Origin of the sequence: Psychrobacter sp. M9-54-1, from assembly GCF_016613355.1 — a bacterium.
Lineage (GTDB): Bacteria > Pseudomonadota > Gammaproteobacteria > Pseudomonadales > Moraxellaceae > Psychrobacter > Psychrobacter faecalis.
In genome coordinates, this window is sequence record NZ_JADGFW010000009.1 from 25,390 (window position 1) to 46,587 (window position 21,198).

Genomic DNA, 21,198 nt, shown 5'->3' on the forward strand with positions numbered 1-21,198 from the left:
ACAATGGATTTAACGTCGCAATACCGCTTTGGAGAGTAGCTGCACCTCTTCGAAAACCTCAGCTATTCTTTAGATTCCTGCGCGGCAGATTTGGCGCTCGCTTCCGCATCGGCTTGTGAATCTGCCAGTGGCGGGATAGGAATATCTTGCCGAATTTGCTTGGAGAACTCGCGGCTATTGATAGCGCTAGTTCCTGCCAAATTATCAAAGCCGCGAACCTTTGGATTGATATGGGTGCGCTCGTACCACGTGTCCATTGACCAAGGCTGACCGTCTTTTTCAGGGTTGGCGTCGAGCATGCCAACGTCGTATAAGTAGTTTGGTAGCCAGCCCGATACCCAAATTCGGTAATCCCATGGCAAGCGGTCGCCACTGACGATACGCGCCATATAAAAGATAATATTGGTACAGTTGCTCATCAACGTGTTGTACCAAGTTGGTTTGGCATTCAATTCATCGGCGGCAGTTAAGTAAGACTCAAATAACGACTTGACCTCGTGCTGTTGTAGATTGCTGACCGGAAACAGATAAACTTGCTCACCGCGAGCATTACTGCGAGTATAAATGATATCGCGCTCTTCAGCAGCAATCAGGCTCAGCTCAAAACGCCTAAAAAACCCTGCCAATGCCGAAAACGACTCGCCTTCTTCTTTACGAATCTCAAACGAGAAGGCGAGCGGCCTATCATCTTCAAAGCGAAAACTGACCAAAGTATGCGCAATCAGCGGCCCCATCCAATAGGAGTTGGTCACATCGACGCCAGAGAGTTTTGACATATCAATGGTGCGCGTGTCCCAATGTTCAGTCGCTTCTTTATCGGTACGCCAATCAAAGTTTCGCACATTGGTGAGCGTGACTAAGTCAGGGTTGTTGGCATCGCGGCTATAAGTAACTCTTTCGCTGACTTCCGCCATCCAGTCGCGGTCTTGTTTGGGCTCGATAGAAAAAAACCAGCCCAAACCAATAAACCAAACTGCCCCATATAAACCAATGAGCCATTTAACGGCTACTTTTTTATCTGGCGCTGCTGAATTATTTGATGGCTGATTACCTCGATTTTTTGGAGTTTTTGACCAATGCCTTTTTGTTGCATAAGCGGCATTAGCCAGCGCCGCTAAAATGCCGATTATAACAAGGGTCGTAAGCCAAGTAATCGGTGAGCGTATGCCAAACTGATACCAAATTGCCATTAACAGCCAAATAGCAGATAGGAGCAACGTAGTAACGATTAAAACCTGCGCGAGGTAATAGCGCCAAGTTCGCTTTTGCTGGCGATCATGAGCTGCCCCATGCTCTAAGCGATTGCTGTTTGAAAGCGGCGAGAGCAGGCGAGAAAAAAATGCACGTAGCGACATAGGTTTGACTTTGAGGAATGAAGGCTTTGACCATAGCAAAGTTTGCAACACACTGACAATACAATTTGAGTGAATTTGTCGTTGAATGTCCGTAAGCCTTGCGATAAAGTGAAACCTATTAGGCTAGTCTATTTTTATCTATACTTATATAGTTGTCATTTATCGCTATGATAGGATTTGTATGGATAATTTGATCTTTATTTAAATATTTTGACTACTGCCTAAATATAAAGTCGCTGTTTTATTTGCTATTTTAATCCCCATTTAGGTTTAAGATTTTAATTGCTATTCACTATTTTCTTTGATTACTGCTATTAACTAAAGAGGTTAAATCACATCATCATGTCCGAAGACGCTCCAAGCCCGAGTAGTTGGTCGATGCGTGGCTTAAAACGCTGGCTATCGACCGCCCCCGAAACCCGTGATGAACTGATACGTTTGGTGCAAGACTCGCGCCAGTTCTTAGAACCCGATACCGTGGACATGTTGGAAGGTGTCCTTGATTTGCCTGCCACCCAAGTTCGCGAAATTATGACCCCGCGCCCGCAAGTGATTGGGCTGCACGAAAGCGCTAGCTTAGCTGAAGTGATGGATATCATTCTTGAGACCACACACTCGCGCTATCCGGTCTTTGATAGCCAAGACGATGATGCCGTTATCGGTATTCTATTGGCAAAAGACTTGATTCCTATCCTCGTACACATGGTGCGCGATCAAGAAGATAAAATTGACAGTCAACGTTTACGAGACTTGGTGCGTCAACCGCTTTATATCAGCGAAACGGCGCGCTCTGATACTTTGCTACGCTCATTACAGCGCACCCAAGTGCATATGGCGATTGTCGTCGATGAGTTTGGGAATTTTGCTGGTGTGGTAACGATGGAAGATTTGCTCGAAGAAATCGTCGGCGATATCGTCGATGAGCATGATGACTTCGATGAAGACAGTGATATCAATAATATCGTCGCCGATCCTGAAAGACCAAATACGTGGCGCGTGCAAGCATCGACAGTGATTGAAGACTGTAACGATGAGCTTGGCGCCCACTTTGATGATACCGATGTTGATACTATGGGCGGTTTGGTCATGCAAGCGCTCGGTCATGTTGGTGATTTGGAAGGGGAGAGTGTGGTGATAGACGATTGGCAAATTACCATTACCGATGTTGAAGGGCGCTTTATTCAAAATCTTGAGCTGTCTAAAATCAATGCTGACCAGCAAATATTAATAGGTAGCCATTAATTTATTGATGTTTATTACTTAATCTTGGCACTTAAAGATCAGCTCGGCATTTAAATATAAAAAAACACGATTGCGGTCGTGTTTTTTTTGCTTTTAAAATCGGTATTTTGCAACGCAATGTTACCTATTGATTGGTTTAGACTGGTATCATGGGCAGGTTTAATTTTTGAGCGCTGTATTGAGCAGCTAACGATTGGCTATCAATCCAGCGCTCACCGAATAAATCAAAGTTAATATTTAAGCTTTAAACGACTGAAAAATAAGGTTTTGGATAACTGCTATGCGTCTGTCTACTGTGGATTTGCAAAAACGTCTAAACCCCGATAAGCCCAAGGGCTTGCCGCTGGTGTTGACCATATTGATTGCGTGGCTGGCAGGCGCAGTGTTTATCTTTGCTCTCGCGCCGTATGGTTTTTGGCCGGTGGCGTTAGTGTCGCCTGCTATTTTGTATGCCTTACTGATGCCTGATATGACTGGCAAGCGTGCTTTTGTTATCGGTCAAGCTTATGGTACTGGGCTTTGGTGCGTCGGGGCATTTTGGCTGTATACCTCAATCCATGTCTATGGCGATACGCCAGTGTGGCTAGCGCTAATTATGATTGCGCTAATGGGTCTTGGGATGGGCTTGTTTCATGGCTTTTTAGCGCTGATTTTTAATCGTGTCGTCGGTAAGCAGCCATTATCTTTTGCCGCGCTTTGGGTATTGCAAGAGTGGATGAAAACGTGGCTATTTACCGGTTTTCCGTGGTTATTTGTCGGTTATGCCTTTACCGAGCAGTATTGGCTATCATCATTAGCGCCCGTTGCTGGCGTATTTGCGGTGTCTTTCGTGGCAGTATTATTGGCGGCAAGTTTGGTTGAGCTATTGCGTCGCCGCGGCGGTTATATGATTCCTACTGCCGCGCTGCTTATTGTCAGCTGCGCATTATGGTTGCTAAATCCGCAATGGACAAAACCAAAGGGCACGCCTGACTTATCGGTATCATTAATCCAAGGGAATATTCCGCAAGATTTAAAATGGCTGACCGAATATCAGGTAGAAACGCTAAAAATTTATGCCACCCTGTCCAGTACCGAATGGGGCAGCGATATGATTTTGTGGCCAGAGTCTTCCATTCCCATGTTTCAAGATGAAGCGCTAGGTTTTATCAGTGAAGTGGTCAAAGTGGCCAAAGAAACCGATACCACTTGGGTCACTGGCATCCCATATAAAGATACCGCAGCTTTTGATGCCAAGACCGATAAATACCCGCCGTTTTATAATAGTGTCATTGCTTTAGGTGCGGACGCTGAAGGGCTATATAAAAAGCAGCGTTTGGTACCCTTTGGCGAATATATCCCTTTTGAGGGCATGCTAGATATCTTACCAAACCTTGCTGGCAGCCAAGATATCATGAGCTATAGTCGCGGCAGTGACGATCAATTACCGCTGCGCGTGCGTGGTCATAACTTGGGCGCGGCGGTTTGCTATGAAGTTGCCTATCCTGACACCACGCGCAAAAACGCCATCAATACTGACTTTTTATTGACCATTTCTAACGATGCGTGGTTTGGTAGCTCGGCAGGTCCGCTCCAGCATCTGCAAATGGTCCAGATGCGCGCGCTTGAAAACGGCCGCTGGTTTATGCGTGCGACCAATACTGGCGTTACGGCTATCATTGACCATAAAGGTCATATCGTGGAGCGGGCGCCGCAGTTTGAGCGCACCGTTTTACGCGGAAATGTGCAAGCACGCGTTGGCAATACGCCTTATATGCGCGCGGGTAATTATCCTATTTTAATCATTATTGCGCTTCTGCTATTATTAAGCTATCTTGGCAAGCGTGCGACCCCGCAGAGACGTTTGGTCAAATAAAAAAATACCCATAGGCTTTGGTTGTAAGTTTTTTCGCTAATAAACCCTTTAAATCGTTAAGGGTTTTCACAAATCGATATAAATTGCGATATAATAGGCCAATATTTTAAATATTTTGTGCAAGGTGGATAAGGTATGTCAGAACATATTGTCGAAAACAATCCCAAGAAAGAGTTCCTATTTGCTTTAGGCGGTGTTGCCTTATTTTTAGGTATCGTCTTATTAATCGGCATTTCTGGCTATTTGCGTCCAGCAGGCGAGCATATCACTGCTGAGAGCACCGAAGCGACTGCTGAAACAGAGGCAACTGCTACAGAAGCCGCGCCTGCCGCGACAGCGGAAGCTGCCGATACCGACGCAGCTGCTACTGCAACACCAGCGGATGCTACGGTAACGCCAACCGATACTGATGGTACGGTCGTTGCTGCTGAATCTGGCACCGCAACTGCTGAGGGTACTGTCAATCAAGCCGCAGTCCCTGATGACGCTAACTTGACAGCAGAAGAAGCCGATGCGGATTTGGATGGTGCTGAGGGTGCAGAGTTAACGCATACTTGGAAAACTGAAGAGTAAGCTTGTGACCTCAGTATTTTGTTATAAAAACAAATACTTGTATAATTATAGTTAGATACCCGTAATTAAATACAACTGTTGTGACGATACTTTATTCTAAGAGTGAAAATACTCTAGAAGCTAACATTAAAGACCTGTGCTTGGTTAACTGAGCACAGGTTTTTTTGTAGGTATTTGTGTAATTATTGAATAACTTTTTCTTTACTTGACCATAACCAAGTGAAACAATAATGCGCCTATGTGACCGCTTAGCAAAATAAACAGGAGTTTGGTCGTCATTACAGTGGTCTTTAAAGGAATAAAGTTATGAGCAGAGACTCAAAAGTAAATGTTAGTGAAGCTGAATTGTCAGCACTGGATAATGGGTTTATGGGGCACCCAAAGCCACTACGCCCGCTGTTTTTTACCGAAATGTGGGAACGCTTTTCTTATTATAGTATTCGTCCGTTATTAGTACTGTTTATGGTAGCGACCGTTGGCAGCGGCGGTTTTGGCTTTGATGAAGTCACTGCTTCTGCTATTTATGGTATTTTCGCCGGTTCATTATATCTGGCGGCGGTACCGGGGGGTTGGCTCGCTGATAACTGGCTTGGTCAAGAGCGTGCCTTATGGTGGGGCAGCGTGATTATCGCCCTCGGTCATTTATGTATTGCGCTCTCCGCCATATTTGGCATGACGCTGTTTTTTGTTGGTTTGATATGTATTGTATTAGGGTCAGGTTTATTTAAAACCTGTATCTCCGTCATGGTAGGCGCTTTGTATAAAAAAGGCGATGTGCGCCGTGATGGCGGCTTTACCTTGTTTTATATGGGGATTAATATTGGCGCGTTATTGGCCGCGCTCATCGTTGGAGTGTTTAAAGAAAAAGGCATGTGGCACGCAGGTTTCGGCGTTGGTGGTATCGGTATGCTGATATCACTTCTGATTTACCGCTTTTCTGCGCAAAAAACCTTGACCCACTATGCCCAAGCCAAAAACATCACGCCTGAATGGGAATACGCCAATGACCGTTATAAAAATATCGGTCGCTGGGTAATCGGTTTCTTGGTGTTATTGGCAACGGCTGTGGTTTTGGTAGCAAGTGGCATGTTACCGTTTAATCCTGAAATGGTCGCCGAATATATGACTTATATCATCGCAGCAGTGGTGATAGGCTATTTTGCGATTATGTTTGTCTCACCTCGTCTTGATAAAACTGATAAGTTGCGCCTACTGACTTGCTTTATTTTAATCATCGGTTCGACACTATTTTGGTCAAGCTTTGAGCAGCAACCAACCTCGTTTAACCTATTTGCCGATCGCTATACTGACTTGAACGTCTTAGGATTTGAGATACCGAGTATTTGGTTCCAATCATTAAACCCGTTGTTTATTTTATTGCTGGCGCCCATTGTTAGTATTGTTTGGATCAAGCTTGCCAATCGTGGCCTTGAGCCAAATAGTATGGTTAAGTTTGCACTGGGTATGTTGCTGACCGCGGCAGGCTTTTCGTTGATGATATTTGCCTCAAAAAGTATTTTGACCAGTGATGGTGCACTGGCCTCACCTTTATGGTTAGTGGGCAGCTTATTACTGCTAACACTTGGGGAATTGGCGCTCAGCCCTGTCGGGTTGTCTGCGATGACAAAGCTTGCGCCAAAAGGTATGCAGGGGCAAATGATGGGACTTTTCTTTGCTTCTGTCGCCATGGGCAACTTGGTCGCTGCGTTCTTTGGTGGTCATGTTTCTGCGGACAAAATTGAAGGCTTACCGACATTATTTACCACCATGACCGTCTTTTTGGTAGTGACCGCAGTGGTGTTATTGGTACTGGCAAAACCTATCAATAACATGCTGGTAAAAAGTGAGCAAGCCGATAAAGCGGCTCAGTAAATAAAGCGTTAAGGAGATGGTGAAGATTAATTAAGCCTATTTAGCTTATTTATAGTAGCAATCGTCCCTATAAACGCCAAAAGATAAGACGTGTTACCATAATCGGTAGCACGTTTTATTGTTTCAATCAGTGAGTTATTTCTCTGTCGCCATTGAAAGCCTGCTATCTGCCCAAACATCTGGAGATGCGCTGCTTTAATACTATTATTAAAATACTATTACTAAGCTGAAATTAATAATAGCTCGGCTAAACGCCTAAACACTCTTACTCATTTATATAGCTATCATTCTAAAAATAGTAAACCCTTTATAGGCGAATAAAGGCTCCACGTAATACTGATAAATTTATTTGCCTCAATAAGACGGCTACTCATAGTCGCCTCACAAGCGTTTTTTTAACTCTCATTTTTAAAAGTAATAAGGACACCTTTCATGAATAAACAACACATCCACAAGCGTATTGATGGTCTACGCCAAACGCTTGCCGCACAAGATTTAACGGCGATTATCGTACCGTCAGCAGACCCGCATTTGTCTGAGTACTTGCCAGAATATTGGCAAGCGCGTTTGTGGTTATCAGGCTTTACAGGTTCGGTTGGTACACTGGTCGTTACCGCTGAATTTGCTGGCCTATGGACAGACAGTCGCTACTGGGTACACGCCGCGCATCAGCTAGAAGGCACGGGTATTACTTTGGAAAAACTGGCTCCTGGTCAGCCAAATCATATCGATTGGCTAGCGCAAAACTTAGCCGAAGGCGATAGCGTGGCGGTGGATGGCAATGTATTGTCTATCGCTGAGCAAGACAGATTGCTCGATGCGTTTGATGCCAAAGATATTACTTTAATTACTGAGCGCGATGTATTGACCGACATATGGAAAGACCGTCCAGCATTGCCATCAGCACAGCTCTACCAACACGATGCGCAATTTATCGATCAGCCCGCTAGCTCAAAACTTGCTGCCGTGCGCGCAGGTATGGCGAAGGCAGGCGCAAGCCATCACTTGCTATCAAGCTTAGATGATATCGCTTGGTTGACCAACTTACGCGGTGCGGACGTTGATTATAATCCGGTATTTTTAGCGCATATGCTCATTAGCGAAGATAAAGCGACCTTGTTTGTTGATAATAATAAAGTCAGTAGCGAGATTGAAAAAGCGCTAAAAGACAGCGGTATCGCGCTTGCGGATTATGATGCGGTGCAAGAGGCATTAGCTACCTTAACGTCAGAGGATTTATTATTGTTAGACCCAAGCAAAGTGGCGGTCGGTACGTTATCAAAAATGGCCGACGATGTGGGCTTTATCGAGCAGATGGCGCCAAGTACGTTACTCAAATCAGTGAAGTCTGCGGCGGATATCGAGCATGTGCGCGAAGCGATGCGTCAAGATGGCGCAGCGTTAAGTGAGTTTTTTGCGACATTTGAAAAACGCCTAGCAGACGGTGAGCGTTTGAGTGAGTTGGATGTCGACAGTATGCTCATCGAAGTCCGTAGTCAGCAGCCGCATTATGTGTCGCCAAGCTTTCCAACCATCGCAGGCTTTAACGAAAATGGTGCTTTGCCGCATTACCGTGCGACGCCAGAAAAATTCAGCTACCTTGATGTTGCTGAAGGCGAGGGCGGCTTATTGCTCATTGACTCAGGTGCGCAATATCAAAACGGTACCACCGATATCACTCGTGTGGTCGGTATTGGACAAGTAAATTCTGAGCATAAACGCGACTTCACCACTGTGCTAAAAGCCCATATCGCCTTAGCAAAAGCACATTTCCCTGATGGTATTGCTTCACCGCTCATCGATGCGATTTGCCGTGCACCCTTGTGGCAAGCACAGATGGACTACGGTCATGGTACCGGTCATGGCGTTGGTTATTTCTTAAACGTCCATGAAGGCCCGCAGGTCATTGCTTATAGTGCCAGTACGCCAAAAGAACGTGCCATGAAAGAAGGCATGATTTCCAGTAATGAGCCGGGTTTATACCGCGAGGGTAAATGGGGTATTCGTATCGAAAACTTGGTGGTCAATACGCCGGTTGCGAATCCGACTGAGACTGAGTTTGGCCAATTCCTAAACTTTGAAACCATTACTTACTGCCCAATCGATACACGTTTGATTGAGCCTGCACTATTAACCCAAGTCGAGATTGATTGGCTCAATGATTATCATAGCCAAGTCTATGCCGAGCTAAAAGATCGCGTTAAAGGTGCGGCGCTTGAGTGGTTAACTGAGCGTACTAAAGCTATCTAAGGCAAAAGCTTATATTCTTGCATTGAAGATATTAAAAAGCCCCGTCAATATCGATGGGGCTTTTTAGTATCTAATTATATGAAGAAACACCTAATTTAAATCAGGTTTTTTATCGCTAATGGATATTTTTCTTAGCGATACTTTCATTACTTTTAATAGTAGTGGCGGTATCAGGTTCGGTTAAATGCTGTGCCAATTCGGCCCGTAACCAAGATTTTAAATTCTCAGAAATTTGCATCATTTGCTCGCTTAAATAGTCATCGACATGCATCTCAAGCTCGCGAATTAATTCTGGGTGACTCGCGCCAAGTTTAGTATCTTTTAAAGACAAAGGAATAGCAGCGTCTGAAACCGCTTTATCGATAATGGTTTTCATATTATGATCGTTTGCGCTATTTGTCACATTTGCAATATTAGCAGGTTCTTGAATGGATTTTTTATCAGTGTCAGTAGCAATTTTCGTAGCATCCGTTTTAGTAGCTTCCAGTTTGTCTACTGCGTCAGTGTCATTTTTACTAGTAATATTTTTACTACTAGCATTGTCATCAACACTGGTAGCTTGTTTATGAGCTGGCTGCTCATTGTGCTGTTGCTCTTGTTTCGCCGCTTCTGCTGCCCTTAATGTTTCTTCTTCTTTCTGCTTAGCGTCTACTGCTGCTTTTGCCTGTTTTTCTTTTTCTAAACGTTGTTCTTCTTCCAAACGCTCTTTTTCGGCAGCGGCGCGCTCTTTTGCTTGTTTTTCGGCAATGGCTTTGGCAATCGCTTGTTCGGCTTCATGATTTTCATAAAGAGTATCAAGATGGTCGTCTAAGTCATGAGTGCTAAAAACAAAGGTTTCAAATGGCGTGTCGTGTTGTAAGAGGGTAGTGATATCGGTAAGTTCTTGGATGATAGAGGCGCGTACAGGGTCTGGCGCACACGTCCAGCGCTGATAAAACTGATGGGAAAATGAGTAGCTTGACATGGTATCTTCCATAAATGTTGCATAAAATTACCCCTTATCATACGCAAGTACGATAAGGGGCTGCAAGTGGTCAAACGTAGCAAATCTGACACCAAGGTTACAACGGCTAAAATAATAGTTATTTAACATTTATTTAGCATTTTTAACGTTGTTTTAGGCGTTTTAGCTTGATGGTTGCACCGGCCAACGGGCAAATATAAGCGACCCATTGGTTCCACCAAAACCAAAGCTATTGGAAACTGCATATTGCAGATTATCAACTTTACGTGATTGATTGGCGACGTAATCGAGATTGCAGTTGTCTTCAACATTATCCAAGTTAATGGTCGGCGGTACCTGCTGATGTTGCAGGGCAAGCACAGTAAAGATAGCCTCGATGCCACCAGCGGCACCCAATAAATGACCAGTCATCGATTTGGTCGAGCTGACCAAAATACTGTCTTTAACGGGCGCAAAAACGGTTTCGATAGCGATAGATTCGGCAACATCACCCGCAGGGGTACTGGTACCGTGGGCATTGACGTAGCCAACGACGGCAGGCTCAATACCGGCATCGTTTAGGGCGTTGCGCATGGCGCGCGCTGCACCGCTACCATCTTCTGGTGGCGCGGTAATGTGACTGGCATCGTCACTCATGCCAAAGCCAACCAGCTCAGCAAGTATCGTTGCGCCGCGTGCTTTGGCGTGGGCAAGGCTTTCAAGGACGATGACACCCGCACCATCACCGAGCACAAAGCCATCACGCTCTTTATCAAACGGCCGTGAGGCTTTGGTTGGCTCATCATTACGAGTTGAGAGGGCATGCATCGCCCCAAAACCTGACATTCCAAGCGGGCTCGAGCCTTTTTCACTACCACCTGCCAGCATCACATCGGCATCGCCATAGGCAATCAAACGCGCCGCAAGCCCGATAGCGTGGGTTGCGGTGGTACAGGCAGTCGAGGTCGCCAGGTTTGGGCCTTGTAAAGTATGCTTAATAGCGACCAAACCTGCAGCCATATTAACGATAGAACCTGGAATGATAAAGGGCGAAACCTTCATAGCGCCTTTGTCACGTAGGGTATCACGGCTGTTTTCAATGGTTTGGATACCGCCAATGCCTGACCCTAAGATCACGCCAAAGCGCTCTTGCTCGACATCTTGTACAGGTGCATCAGCTGCGCTCACTTCATCGATAAAGCCCGCGTCTTTTAACGCCATAGCCGAAGCTGCAACGGCATAATGCATAAACTCATCATAGCGGCGCGCGTCTTTAGCATTCATATATTGCTTGGCATCAAAATCCTTGACCACGCCCGCAATTTGCGCCCGATAGTCGGTTGCATCAAAATGAGTAATGGGCGCGATACCGCTCTCGCCATTAAGTAGACGCGTCCACGAGCTTGCGACGTCTAATCCTAAAGGTGTCACCGCACCCATACCGGTGACCACCACACGCATCTCGTCTGGGCGTTCATAATGGGGCGGCTTTTGGCGCAGAGTTTGCTGGACAGTGGCAGCATTAGAGTCGGCGGCTTGCGCGTTTGGTGAACTGCTATGTTGGCTCATGCGATATATCCTGTACGTGCGATCCTAAAAAGAAGGTATTTTAACCGTTATTATAAAACACATAAGTGCACGTGTGTAAACTAAAATTAACTAGTTGGTAGACCAACTCTATAACTAATTAAGTCTGTAGATTTAGTGTAATTATGTAGTTTACATTTTTTTAATTTAGCTTTAAAATAGTTGACATAATATATTTTTAGAACAAATAAGGGTTATTATGGAAAATAATATAGAGGTTGAAAGCTTGATTTCGAAAGAAATTTTGGAAAGCTTGGCACAAAAGTTATTATATGTATATGGATTAACAGAGGAATCAAATTCAACCCAGTATGATAATAATTACACTTTAGCTACTAATTTATATGGTAAGTCATTACGTGCAATTAAAGAATATGCTACAGAACATAAGACCGTTGAAGATTTAAGTGGCAGTGGAAGAGCTATTTTAAAACTTGTTGATTCATCATTGTATTTTAGATTTATTAGAAGCTTGCCTTCAGAATATCGGAAAAAGAAGAATAACAAGGATATTTTAGATTTATTTAATCTATCTGATAATTACTCTAACAATCTCGATCTATTTAGAGATACGAGTTTAGAAAACCCATTATTTGGTTTTTTCTTTTTTGAAAATGATTCTGACTCGAATGGTGAGACGTACGTAAGACTGCAAATTTTTGATGAGTCATGGTGTATGAAAGGTGAATGGTCATCTGATAAAGTTCAAAATAGTGTGACATTTACTTCTGATACTATTGATGAAAAACCGAAAGAAATACCTAAAGCTAAACTCTTAGAGAGCGGATCCGATTCACTCAAACCAGTTGCTTCTGTTGATTCTAGTACAGATAGCGCTGCTAATGAATGACTTTTCGCTTCCTTATAAGATTTCGTAAGGAAAAATTATGCTAAATTTAAACAATATCGAGCTAAAACTAGTTCGATATTTTTATAGAATGTCTTTACAAGATGTGGCTGATCAGCTTGGCATTTCTAGACAGTATCTACATAAATTTGAAACAGGGCAAAGTATTCCAGATAATGAAATGCTTTTAAATATAGCAGACATATATAATGTAAAAGCTGATTTTTTCTCTCAAGATAAAGCTACAGTGCAAGAAGATCAGGTACATTTTAGAAAGTTACAACGCTCAAAAGAAATAGATAAGCAGTCATTAATTTCTACGGCTGAGTATGTTGATAGACTATTAACCAAGGTTGAAAAAAGATTAAATGGAAAAGTTACTTTACCTGCTTTTGATTTACCAAAACTAGATGGATTTGATATAGATAAGCCTCTTGATATAGAGAGAATAGCAGAATATTGTAGAAAAGAGTGGGATTTAGGTCTTGGCCCTATCAGTAACATGACTCGGTTATGTGAAAACTTAGGTATAGTTGTTATATCGTATGATCAGCATGGCGAAAACTCAGATATAGATGCTCTTTCAGTCACTCTTAAGCGTCCAATTATTGTCAGAAGTTCTTCCAAACAAAGTGCTTGTCGTTTGAGGTTTGATTTAGCCCATGAGCTAGCACATTTACTATTTCATGATGGGATCATAACTGGTTGTAGGAAAACAGAGAGTCAAGCAAATCATTTTGCAGGTGCATTTTTGCTTCCAAGAGCAATAATGATTAAATATTTTCCTTCTATTTTTAGTAATGGAAGATTTAGATGGGATAATATGTCCGAGTTTAAAAAACAGTTCAAAGTTAGTAAGGCAGCTACTCTTTATAGAGCTAAACAATTATCCTTATTAACAGAGAGTCAGTACCGTACTGGTATTATATATTTGAAAAATAAAGGAGAGTCAAAACAGGAATCTGAGGATAATCTTATCGAGTTAGAGAAACCTGAGTTACTTGAGAGTTGTTTTACTTACTTAGCAGAAAAAGAAAATATTTATGTTGAAAAACTATGTGATGACTTGTATGTTAAGCCAGTATTTTTAGAACATTTGTTATCAATTAATTTGGATCAATCGATATATACTAGAAAATATAAGGCAGAGAAGTTAGGTTTAAAAGTTAGCTAAGTCAAAAAAGCTAGAGAATATCTCTAGCTTTTTTGTGTTAAGCAAAACAAACTTGACCCAATACCACGCCTTTACTTGCGCCAGTGACCGCTGGCAAGTTACCAGTTTCCCCCATTAAGGTTTGCCGTGCCAACCATGCAAAGGCGACGGCTTCGACCCAAGCGGGGTTTAGTCCCAAGCTGGCAGTAGTTTCTACTGTGCAGTGAGGTAAATGCGCCTGCAAGCGAGTCATCAAGTAATCATTTAAGGCACCGCCACCGCAGACATAAACCGAGCTATTTTCATTTGCCTTAATAAACAGGTTGATTTGCATACTGGTACTCATCGCTGTCAGCTCGGTCAATGTTGCCTGCACATCGGCTGAGGAATAGCGAATATGGGCAGATGCCTGATCGAACTTTTGCAGCTCATTCTGTAGCCATGCTAAGTTAAAGTCCTCGCGCCCTGTGCTTTTCGGATAGGTTCGCGCAAAAAATGGATGTTCTATCAGTTGGTTAAGTAGCGGCTCAACGACTTGTCCTGATTGCGCCCATGCGCCGCCAGCATCATAATCTTTATCCGTATGTAATGCCGTCCACGCATCTAATAATAAATTGGCAGGGCCGGTATCATAACCAATGACAGGGCTGTTATTAACAAGAGCATCATTAGCAGGATTAGCGTTAATAAGGTTAGCATTGGCTGGCAAAACGGTAATGTTGGCAATACCGCCCAAATTTAATAACACCCGTGTGCTATCAGGCGTAGCAAATAATGCTTGGTGAAAGGCAGGTACTAAAGGTGCGCCTTGACCACCGACGGCCATATCGCGGCGGCGAAAGTCGCTGACCACGCTAATACCAGTACGCTCGGCGATGATATTGGCATCGAGCAATTGCAAGCTAAAGCCCATTTGTGGACGATGGCGCACCGTTTGACCGTGGCAGCCTATCGCCAGCACCGACTCTACATCAGTATTGGACTGCTGCAATAAATTATTGACCACGTCGCTGGCAAATTCAGCATATTCTTTACTTGCCCAGCCAAACCAATCTAATTCGCTACTAGGCTCTCCCATCGTTGGCGTTAATTCTTGAACGCCATTTGGCTGACAAAGTGCCAATAACACCTCACGCAGGCGTGGCGGAAAATCTTGGCTAATAGACGCTAATAGCCGTAGCGGTTGTTGGATGTTTTCTTCACCACCGAATTGACAAAGTACCGCATCCATACCATCCAAGCTGGTGCCAGACATCATGCCGATATATAAGCCATCATCGAAGTTTTCAAATACCGTTTGCTCAAGCGCATCGGTCAAGGTGGCATAATTTAAATCGTCATCTAAAGTTTTGTCCAAAGTGTTATTTAAATTATCGTCATAATTGATAGTTGAATCAGTATTATCATTAGTATCAGCAATCGATGCAGGGTTGGTCATGGCAATTTACCTTAAAAAACGCTAGTATATCTCTCAAATTCTAACATCTTTTACGGGCTACGAAATTCTAATTGGCCCAAACGCGTTACCCTTTAAATAAAGACAATAAAGAGAGCATCATGACCACCCAAACTTACACCCTAGAAGAACAACTTGCCCTGATTCAGCGTGGTACGCAAGAAATCCTATCTGAAGACGATTTGGTTAAAAAGTTAAAACTGAATCGCCCGCTGCGTATCAAGGCAGGCTTTGATCCCACCGCGCCTGACCTGCATTTAGGTCATACCGTGCTGATTAATAAGCTGAAGCATTTTCAAGACTTGGGTCATGAGATTTATTTTCTAATCGGTGATTATACCGCCAAGATTGGTGATCCTTCTGGCAAAAACAGTACGCGTCCGCCGTTGACTGATGAGCAAATCAAAGTCAACGCGCAGACTTATGCGGAACAAGTCTTTAAGATTTTGGATAAAGAAAAAACCAAGATTGTCTTTAACTCTGAATGGTTTAAAGACATGTCAGCGGGCGATATGATTCAGCTTTCTAGCCAGTTGACCGTCTCACGTATGCTTGAGCGTGATGATTTCTCTAAACGCTATGCGGCGCAAACGCCCATTGCCATCCATGAGTTTTTATACCCATTGGTGCAAGGCTATGACTCTATCGCGCTAAAAGCCGACGTCGAGCTTGGCGGTACCGATCAAACCTTTAATATCTTAATGGGACGTACTTTGCAAGGTCGTTATGGGCAAGAGCCACAAGTTTGTATCACGGTGCCAATCTTAGAAGGGCTGGACGGCGTTAATAAAATGTCTAAGTCCCTCGGCAACTACGTCGGTATTTACGATGCGCCGGGCACCATGTATCAAAAACTGCTGTCGATGCCAGATACTTTAATCCGTCGCTACTTTGAATTTTTAAGCTTTAAGCCGATGGAAGAAGTCGAAGCGTTAATGGCAGAGATGGAAAAAGGTCGCAACCCACAAGAAATCAAACGTATTCTTGCTGAAGAATTGATTGAGCGCTTCCACGATGCCGATGCTGCGGCTAATGCGCACAAATCAGCCGGTAACGTGCTTGCTGATGGCGAATTGCCAGTCGATTTACCAGAAGTGACGTTAGAGTTAGAAGGGCAGGACGCATTATTTATCACGCAGATATTAAACCAAGCAGAGCTTGCCAAAAATAGCTCATCTGCTAAAGATATGATTAAACGCGGCGCGGTAAAAGTAGATGGCGAAGTGGTCGATGCAGGCTTTAGCTTAACCTCTGGTCAGACAGTGGTTATCCAGGCAGGCAAAAAGGCGTATGCAAAAGTGACAGTTGCTTAGTTAAGACAATGAGCTAGGTAACGAGAGTTTCTAAGTTCATTATGGCTTAAGGAGAGATAGATGTTAGACCTTCCTACGTTATCAAGTAACGGCATTATTCTTAAGCCATTGATGTTAATTCATGCCAATGATTTAACCCAAGCTTGCCAAGATGGTGAGCTATGGAAAATAAACGTGACTTCAGTACCAGAGCCAGACAAGGTTATTGACTATATCAATACGGCCGCATCAATGCCTGATAGAAAAGCTTTTGTGGTTATCGATGAATTAAATGGTAAAGCGATTGGCTCAACGAGTTTTCATGATATTTTACCAAATAGCAAACGCTTAGAGATTGGCTATACCTGGTATGCTAAATCGTATTGGCGCACGCATGTCAATAGCACCTGTAAGCTTATGCTACTCACTTATATATTTGAAACATTGAACTATCAAACCGTAGGTTGGCGCACGGATATTGATAATCATCGCTCACAACAAGCCATTGAGCGTTTAGGTGCTAAAAAAGATGGCGTGATTCGAGGTAATCGAGTGCGCCGTGATGGTGTTATTTCGGATACAGTGATGTATAGCATGTCAAAAGATGAATGGCCTGAACATAAAAGCAAGTTAATAGAGAAGCTAGCTAAGCATGGAAAATAATAATTTTAGTAGCGTCGCCCAAGGCATTTACCGCCATTATAAAGGCAATCTTTATCAGGTATTGCATACCGCGCAGCATTCAGAAACAGAAGAAGCGTTAGTTGTTTATCGCTGTCTATATGGCGAGTATGGCATGTGGGCACGACCGCTTGTGATGTTTACAGAAACTGTTGAAGTTGATGGTAAAGAAATACCGAGATTTGAGCTGATTAAAGCCTTAGCTGATTAAGGCTTTAAAAATACTTAAAACTCATTGCTCAAATAAAAAGCGTCTTTTAAGGACGCTTTTTTATATAAATAAAGCGGACAAATGAATCCAAGCACACAATCTGTGCTGCTATTCGATAGCAAATGACTGTAATAGGAAACATATATAATAGATACTATATGTACTAAATCATAGTTTCACTGTTTAATAAGGATATTAGCGTATGGGCAAGTTAACTTTAGCATTGCTTGATAGCAGCTTATATCCACAAAGCTGGCAGCAGCAAATATTTACCAATCCGCGCGCGCTATTGCTAGCCATGCTCATGACAGAAAATATGCCAGATGCCGAAGCATTTACAAAGCAATTATTAGCCAATGATGTTTATCAAGATTGGATAAATAGCAACGTCTTTGGTCGCTATCTACACCGTAATTTTACGGCGTTTTATCGACAAACAGAAGACAGTTTTAATACCGATATGCCAGCGTTATTTCGCCGCGAGCTTATGCGCCATGCCCAGTATTTACCAATAGAGCAAGTATTCTTTTTTGCAGGGGATTTAGCAAAAAGCGTGCGTCAGACAAAGGTGTTAATCACAACGCTCAATCCTGCCACCGCGATTATTGATGCTCAACAGTTAAGTGCAAAATCTACTATGAATAATCCGACCATGATTATCAATCAGATAGTAATTAAAGGTAAGCAAGTTTTAGGATTTCCGATACGTCATAATAAACATACCAGCGAGCGCACGCGTAATGAGGTATTGATTTTGGATTTTCAGGAATTGCGCTTGGTCAATGAAGATAATGTCATAGCCAAAAAAAGAAGCAACATAGAGGCGACTATATTGCTTCGGTCTTATGAATTACGTTAATAAACCGAATGGTCGGCTAAACCTTTAAGAGTCTTGCTTAGCAATGGTCAGACCGTTATAAGTTTGTGCCACTGGCATGACCTCTAAACGATTCACGTTAATATGGGCAGGCGACTCAATCAACCACAATAAAATATCGCCAATATCATCACCAGTCATGGTTTTAAAGCCATCATAAACTTGAGCGGCTTTATCATCATCGCCATGATAGCGCACGTTTGAAAATTCAGTGCCCGCGACATTACCCGGTTCAAGATTGGTGACGCGTACTTGCGTTCCGAGTAAGTCCGCCCGCAGATTTAAGCTAAACTGTTTGACAAAAGCTTTGGTCGCGCCATAGACGTTACCGCCAAAATAAGGCCAACTGCCGGCGATAGAGCCAACATTAATGATATAACCGCTATCGCGTGCGACCATGGCTGGCAAGACAGCATGAGTGAGCGCCATCAAACCTTTAACATTGGTATCAATCATACGCATCCAATCATCAAGACTAGCTTTTTGTGCAGGCTCGGTGCCAAGTGCCAGTCCAGCGTTATTCACCAAGACATCGATTTGCTTGAAATCAGCCGGTAAGTCAGCAATGATTTGCGGGATAGACGCCGTGTCACTGACATCCATGACCACAGGTAAAAATGCCTCGCCCAACGTATCTGCCAACGCGTTTAGCTTATCTAAGCGTCTGGCACAACCAATCACGCGATGACCATTGGCAACCAAACGCTCAGCTAATGCTTTACCGAAACCCGCGCTTGCGCCTGTAATCAATACGTTCATCTTATATCCTTATCATTGATGTTCTGTATGTGTGTCATGGTTTATAACGCCAGCTTGTCTTGGTTTAAAGGCGTTGTCTTACTTGTTAAATAACTGCTTACCAAAGATTTTATCGCCCGCATCACCTAAACCGGGAATGATATAACCATGCTCATCTAAATGGCTGTCGAGTGCGGCAGTATAAATGGTCACATCAGGATGGGCTTCATTCACCAAACGCACGCCTTCAGGCGCGGCAACCAAGACCAATGCCTTGATATTGGTACAGCCATTTTTCTTGAGCATCTCGATGGTTGCAACCATTGAGCCGCCAGTCGCTAACATTGGGTCAATGATAAGGGCTGGGCGTTTGTCCATGTGGCTGACAAATTTTTCAAAAAACGGCACAGGCTGCAAGGTTTCTTCGTCGCGCTGTAAACCGACGACAGAGATTTTCGCCGTTGGGATTAAATCGAGCACACCATCGAGCATACCGATACCAGCCCGCAAAATAGGAACGATAGTCACAGTTTTGCCCGAAATTTGCTCCCCAGTGATTTCGCCACACCAGCCTTGCATCGGGAAGCTTTCAATCTCAAAGTCACGGCTCGCTTCATACGCCATCAAGCGCGCAAGCTCTTTGGTTAGGGTGCGAAATTTATAGGTACTACAGTCTTTTCCACGCATAAGGCTGAGTTTATGACGGACTAACGGGTGATCAATAACGGTGATTTTTAAGTCATTCATAAGGTCTCTCTTGATTTTTCGCTGATGCTTGCGCAGTTACTGCGGTTGCTATTAGTAATAAAGATACAAACACTTACTGCACTTCAACCCTATACCTAGACCATCAATAGTAAGCTTAATGCTTTAATAAAAAAGTAAGCCAAAGGCACTTATAACAAGGTTAGTTTTATTTAAGCAAACTATGTTCGACTATAATAACGCCCTAACAAATGAAGTAGTGTTTAGGCTTGCTATGATAACAAAAAAACCGCTTTTCTGATGAAGAATCTTATGACTACACAACCATCCCATACCCATGATACTACTGATAAATTGGCTACCAACTCGTTATTGTTCGACACTCGCGCCGCAGAAGTAGAAACCCATCCGTTCGGTCCAGTGTTACCGCCGAATGCTACCGTGATGATGATGGGTACTTTTCCACCGACTGCTGATAAATGGGCAATGCGCTTTCACTACCCGAACTTTTATAATGATATGTGGCGTATCTATGGCAGTGTGTTTTTTGATGACGTTGATTATTTCAGAGTAGGCGATGAAAAGCGTTTTGACCCTGAGCGTATTCGTGCCTTTATGTTCGAGCGCGGCATTGCCTCTTGTCCTACCGTCACTCAAGCTATCCGCGAGACTGGTAATGCATCGGACAAAAACCTCACCGTTGTCACCCCTGTTGACTTAGATATTATCTTGCCTCAAGTACCAAAGGTTAAAACTCTATTTACCACGGGCGGCAAAGCCACTGAGGTGTTGCTCAATTTATTAGCTGAGCCACCTGCCAAATCCAAGTATCCGAAGACCAATCAAAGTATGGATTACCCTTATGAATGGCAAAATGATAATAATAAAAAATCCAATGTAAATAATCTTACCTTATATAGGTTGCCTTCAACCTCACGCGCCTATCCTTTAGCGTTAGATAAAAAAGTCGCTGCTTATAAGGATTTCTTTAAAAAGATAGGTAAACTATAGAAGTGTCATATCCTATATAGAAGATAATTATTAGACAGCCTTTATATAGGAGAGGTAAGCAATTTTAAGCAAAAAAGGTAGTCTATGATAAAGGTGAAATTATTTTTAACCCTAACTGACTGATAAATAAACAGTATTGATGGCAAGTTCAGATAATCGCTAAAATAGCGGATAAACCCCCTTGACCCCCTACTAAAAGCGCGTATAATGCCACCCAGTCGAAAGGGAAGGGCGTTTAGAAAGTGTTTTGGCACTGAATAAACACCCATTAGCGAGAAAGAACACATCAAACTACTATTAAGTAGGCTGATAAAAATTTCAAACTAAATAAAAATAACTTCTTGACTAATTAAAATAAGCGTCTATAATACGCACCTCATTAGGGAGAACCGGAGTAACTTATATGTCAATTACATATAACCAACCTGGCTAACCCATTGAAACAAATTATAAAAAAGCTTGACAAACCAAATCATCATGATATGATAGTCGGCTCGCTAGATAGGATAAGTTATTGACTTAGACTGACTAGCAAAGAGAAATACCCTAT

General features: G+C 43.2%; 18 protein-coding genes. 12 read left to right on the forward strand and 6 right to left on the reverse strand.

The genetic code is table 11. The annotated features are described in order from the left end of the window. Positions 1 to 62: 62 nt before the first annotated feature. On the reverse strand, positions 63 to 1,355 hold the full coding sequence (locus tag IQ457_RS04870; RefSeq protein WP_200662309.1) for an Lnb N-terminal periplasmic domain-containing protein: 1,293 nt from the start codon (positions 1,353 to 1,355) through the stop codon (positions 63 to 65). A gap of 342 nt (positions 1,356 to 1,697) precedes the next feature. Between IQ457_RS04870 and IQ457_RS04875 the strand changes: the two genes are divergently transcribed. The 5 genes from IQ457_RS04875 (at position 1,698) to IQ457_RS04895 (ending at position 9,147) form a co-directional block, all read left to right on the forward strand. Continuing rightward, positions 1,698 to 2,597 (forward strand): HlyC/CorC family transporter, encoded by a 900-nt coding sequence (locus IQ457_RS04875; protein ID WP_200662310.1) that lies wholly within the window; start codon positions 1,698 to 1,700, stop codon positions 2,595 to 2,597. A gap of 280 nt (positions 2,598 to 2,877) precedes the next feature. Next, positions 2,878 to 4,452 carry an apolipoprotein N-acyltransferase gene (lnt, locus tag IQ457_RS04880; RefSeq protein WP_200662311.1) on the forward strand — a complete coding sequence of 525 codons (1,575 nt, stop codon included), beginning with the start codon at positions 2,878 to 2,880 and terminating at the stop codon, positions 4,450 to 4,452. Between the two features lie 135 nt (positions 4,453 to 4,587). Further along, complete coding sequence (locus IQ457_RS04885; RefSeq protein WP_200662312.1) at positions 4,588 to 5,025, forward strand: hypothetical protein; 438 nt, start codon at positions 4,588 to 4,590, stop codon at positions 5,023 to 5,025. 306 nt (positions 5,026 to 5,331) lie between these two features. Continuing rightward, positions 5,332 to 6,897, forward strand: a complete 1,566-nt coding sequence (locus IQ457_RS04890) for a peptide MFS transporter (protein ID WP_200662313.1) — start codon at positions 5,332 to 5,334, stop codon at positions 6,895 to 6,897. Positions 6,898 to 7,329: 432 nt separating this feature from the next. Then, the gene (locus tag IQ457_RS04895; protein WP_200662314.1) at positions 7,330 to 9,147 is read left to right on the forward strand and encodes an aminopeptidase P family protein; all 1,818 of its coding nucleotides are present in this window, start codon (positions 7,330 to 7,332) and stop codon (positions 9,145 to 9,147) included. Positions 9,148 to 9,262: 115 nt separating this feature from the next. On the opposite strand, the gene IQ457_RS04900 is transcribed toward IQ457_RS04895, so the two are convergent. Continuing rightward, a complete protein-coding gene (locus IQ457_RS04900; RefSeq protein WP_200662315.1) occupies positions 9,263 to 10,123 on the reverse strand; it encodes a hypothetical protein in 861 nt (286 codons plus the stop codon). A 150-nt stretch (positions 10,124 to 10,273) separates the two neighbouring features. Continuing rightward, the gene (gene fabF, locus IQ457_RS04905; RefSeq protein ID WP_200662316.1) at positions 10,274 to 11,659 is read right to left on the reverse strand and encodes a beta-ketoacyl-ACP synthase II; all 1,386 of its coding nucleotides are present in this window, start codon (positions 11,657 to 11,659) and stop codon (positions 10,274 to 10,276) included. A 217-nt stretch (positions 11,660 to 11,876) separates the two neighbouring features. Here fabF and IQ457_RS04910 point away from each other — a divergent pair, with 217 nt between their 5' ends. Both IQ457_RS04910 and IQ457_RS04915 read left to right on the forward strand, forming a co-directional pair. Beyond that, complete coding sequence (locus IQ457_RS04910) at positions 11,877 to 12,527, forward strand: hypothetical protein (RefSeq protein ID WP_200662317.1); 651 nt, start codon at positions 11,877 to 11,879, stop codon at positions 12,525 to 12,527. A 37-nt stretch (positions 12,528 to 12,564) separates the two neighbouring features. After that, positions 12,565 to 13,698, forward strand: coding sequence for a helix-turn-helix domain-containing protein (locus IQ457_RS04915; protein ID WP_200662318.1), 1,134 nt, complete (start codon positions 12,565 to 12,567; stop codon positions 13,696 to 13,698). Positions 13,699 to 13,735: 37 nt separating this feature from the next. On the opposite strand, the gene IQ457_RS04920 is transcribed toward IQ457_RS04915, so the two are convergent. Next, positions 13,736 to 15,115: an anhydro-N-acetylmuramic acid kinase gene (locus IQ457_RS04920; RefSeq protein ID WP_200662319.1), complete on the reverse strand. Its 1,380-nt coding sequence runs from the start codon at positions 15,113 to 15,115 to the stop codon at positions 13,736 to 13,738. Positions 15,116 to 15,234: 119 nt separating this feature from the next. Between IQ457_RS04920 and tyrS the strand changes: the two genes are divergently transcribed. From tyrS to IQ457_RS04940, 4 genes are all read left to right on the forward strand, one after another. Then, positions 15,235 to 16,446 carry a tyrosine--tRNA ligase gene (tyrS, locus tag IQ457_RS04925; protein ID WP_200662320.1) on the forward strand — a complete coding sequence of 404 codons (1,212 nt, stop codon included), beginning with the start codon at positions 15,235 to 15,237 and terminating at the stop codon, positions 16,444 to 16,446. Positions 16,447 to 16,506: 60 nt separating this feature from the next. Continuing rightward, positions 16,507 to 17,088: a GNAT family N-acetyltransferase gene (locus IQ457_RS04930; RefSeq protein ID WP_200662321.1), complete on the forward strand. Its 582-nt coding sequence runs from the start codon at positions 16,507 to 16,509 to the stop codon at positions 17,086 to 17,088. Next, a complete protein-coding gene (locus tag IQ457_RS04935) occupies positions 17,078 to 17,317 on the forward strand; it encodes a DUF1653 domain-containing protein (protein WP_200662322.1) in 240 nt (79 codons plus the stop codon). Before IQ457_RS04930 ends, IQ457_RS04935 begins: the two co-directional genes overlap by 11 nt. Positions 17,318 to 17,519: 202 nt before the next feature. Further along, the gene (locus tag IQ457_RS04940; protein WP_200662323.1) at positions 17,520 to 18,176 is read left to right on the forward strand and encodes a hypothetical protein; all 657 of its coding nucleotides are present in this window, start codon (positions 17,520 to 17,522) and stop codon (positions 18,174 to 18,176) included. Between the two features lie 24 nt (positions 18,177 to 18,200). Here IQ457_RS04940 and IQ457_RS04945 read toward each other — a convergent pair whose 3' ends face one another. Continuing rightward, complete coding sequence (locus tag IQ457_RS04945; RefSeq protein ID WP_200662324.1) at positions 18,201 to 18,953, reverse strand: SDR family NAD(P)-dependent oxidoreductase; 753 nt, start codon at positions 18,951 to 18,953, stop codon at positions 18,201 to 18,203. Positions 18,954 to 19,031: 78 nt separating this feature from the next. After that, entirely contained in the window at positions 19,032 to 19,679 is a 648-nt protein-coding gene (upp, locus tag IQ457_RS04950; RefSeq protein WP_200662325.1) for a uracil phosphoribosyltransferase, read from the reverse strand. A 402-nt stretch (positions 19,680 to 20,081) separates the two neighbouring features. Between upp and IQ457_RS04955 the strand changes: the two genes are divergently transcribed. Beyond that, complete coding sequence (locus IQ457_RS04955; RefSeq protein ID WP_446737531.1) at positions 20,082 to 20,648, forward strand: DNA glycosylase; 567 nt, start codon at positions 20,082 to 20,084, stop codon at positions 20,646 to 20,648. Positions 20,649 to 21,198 lie beyond the last annotated feature (550 nt).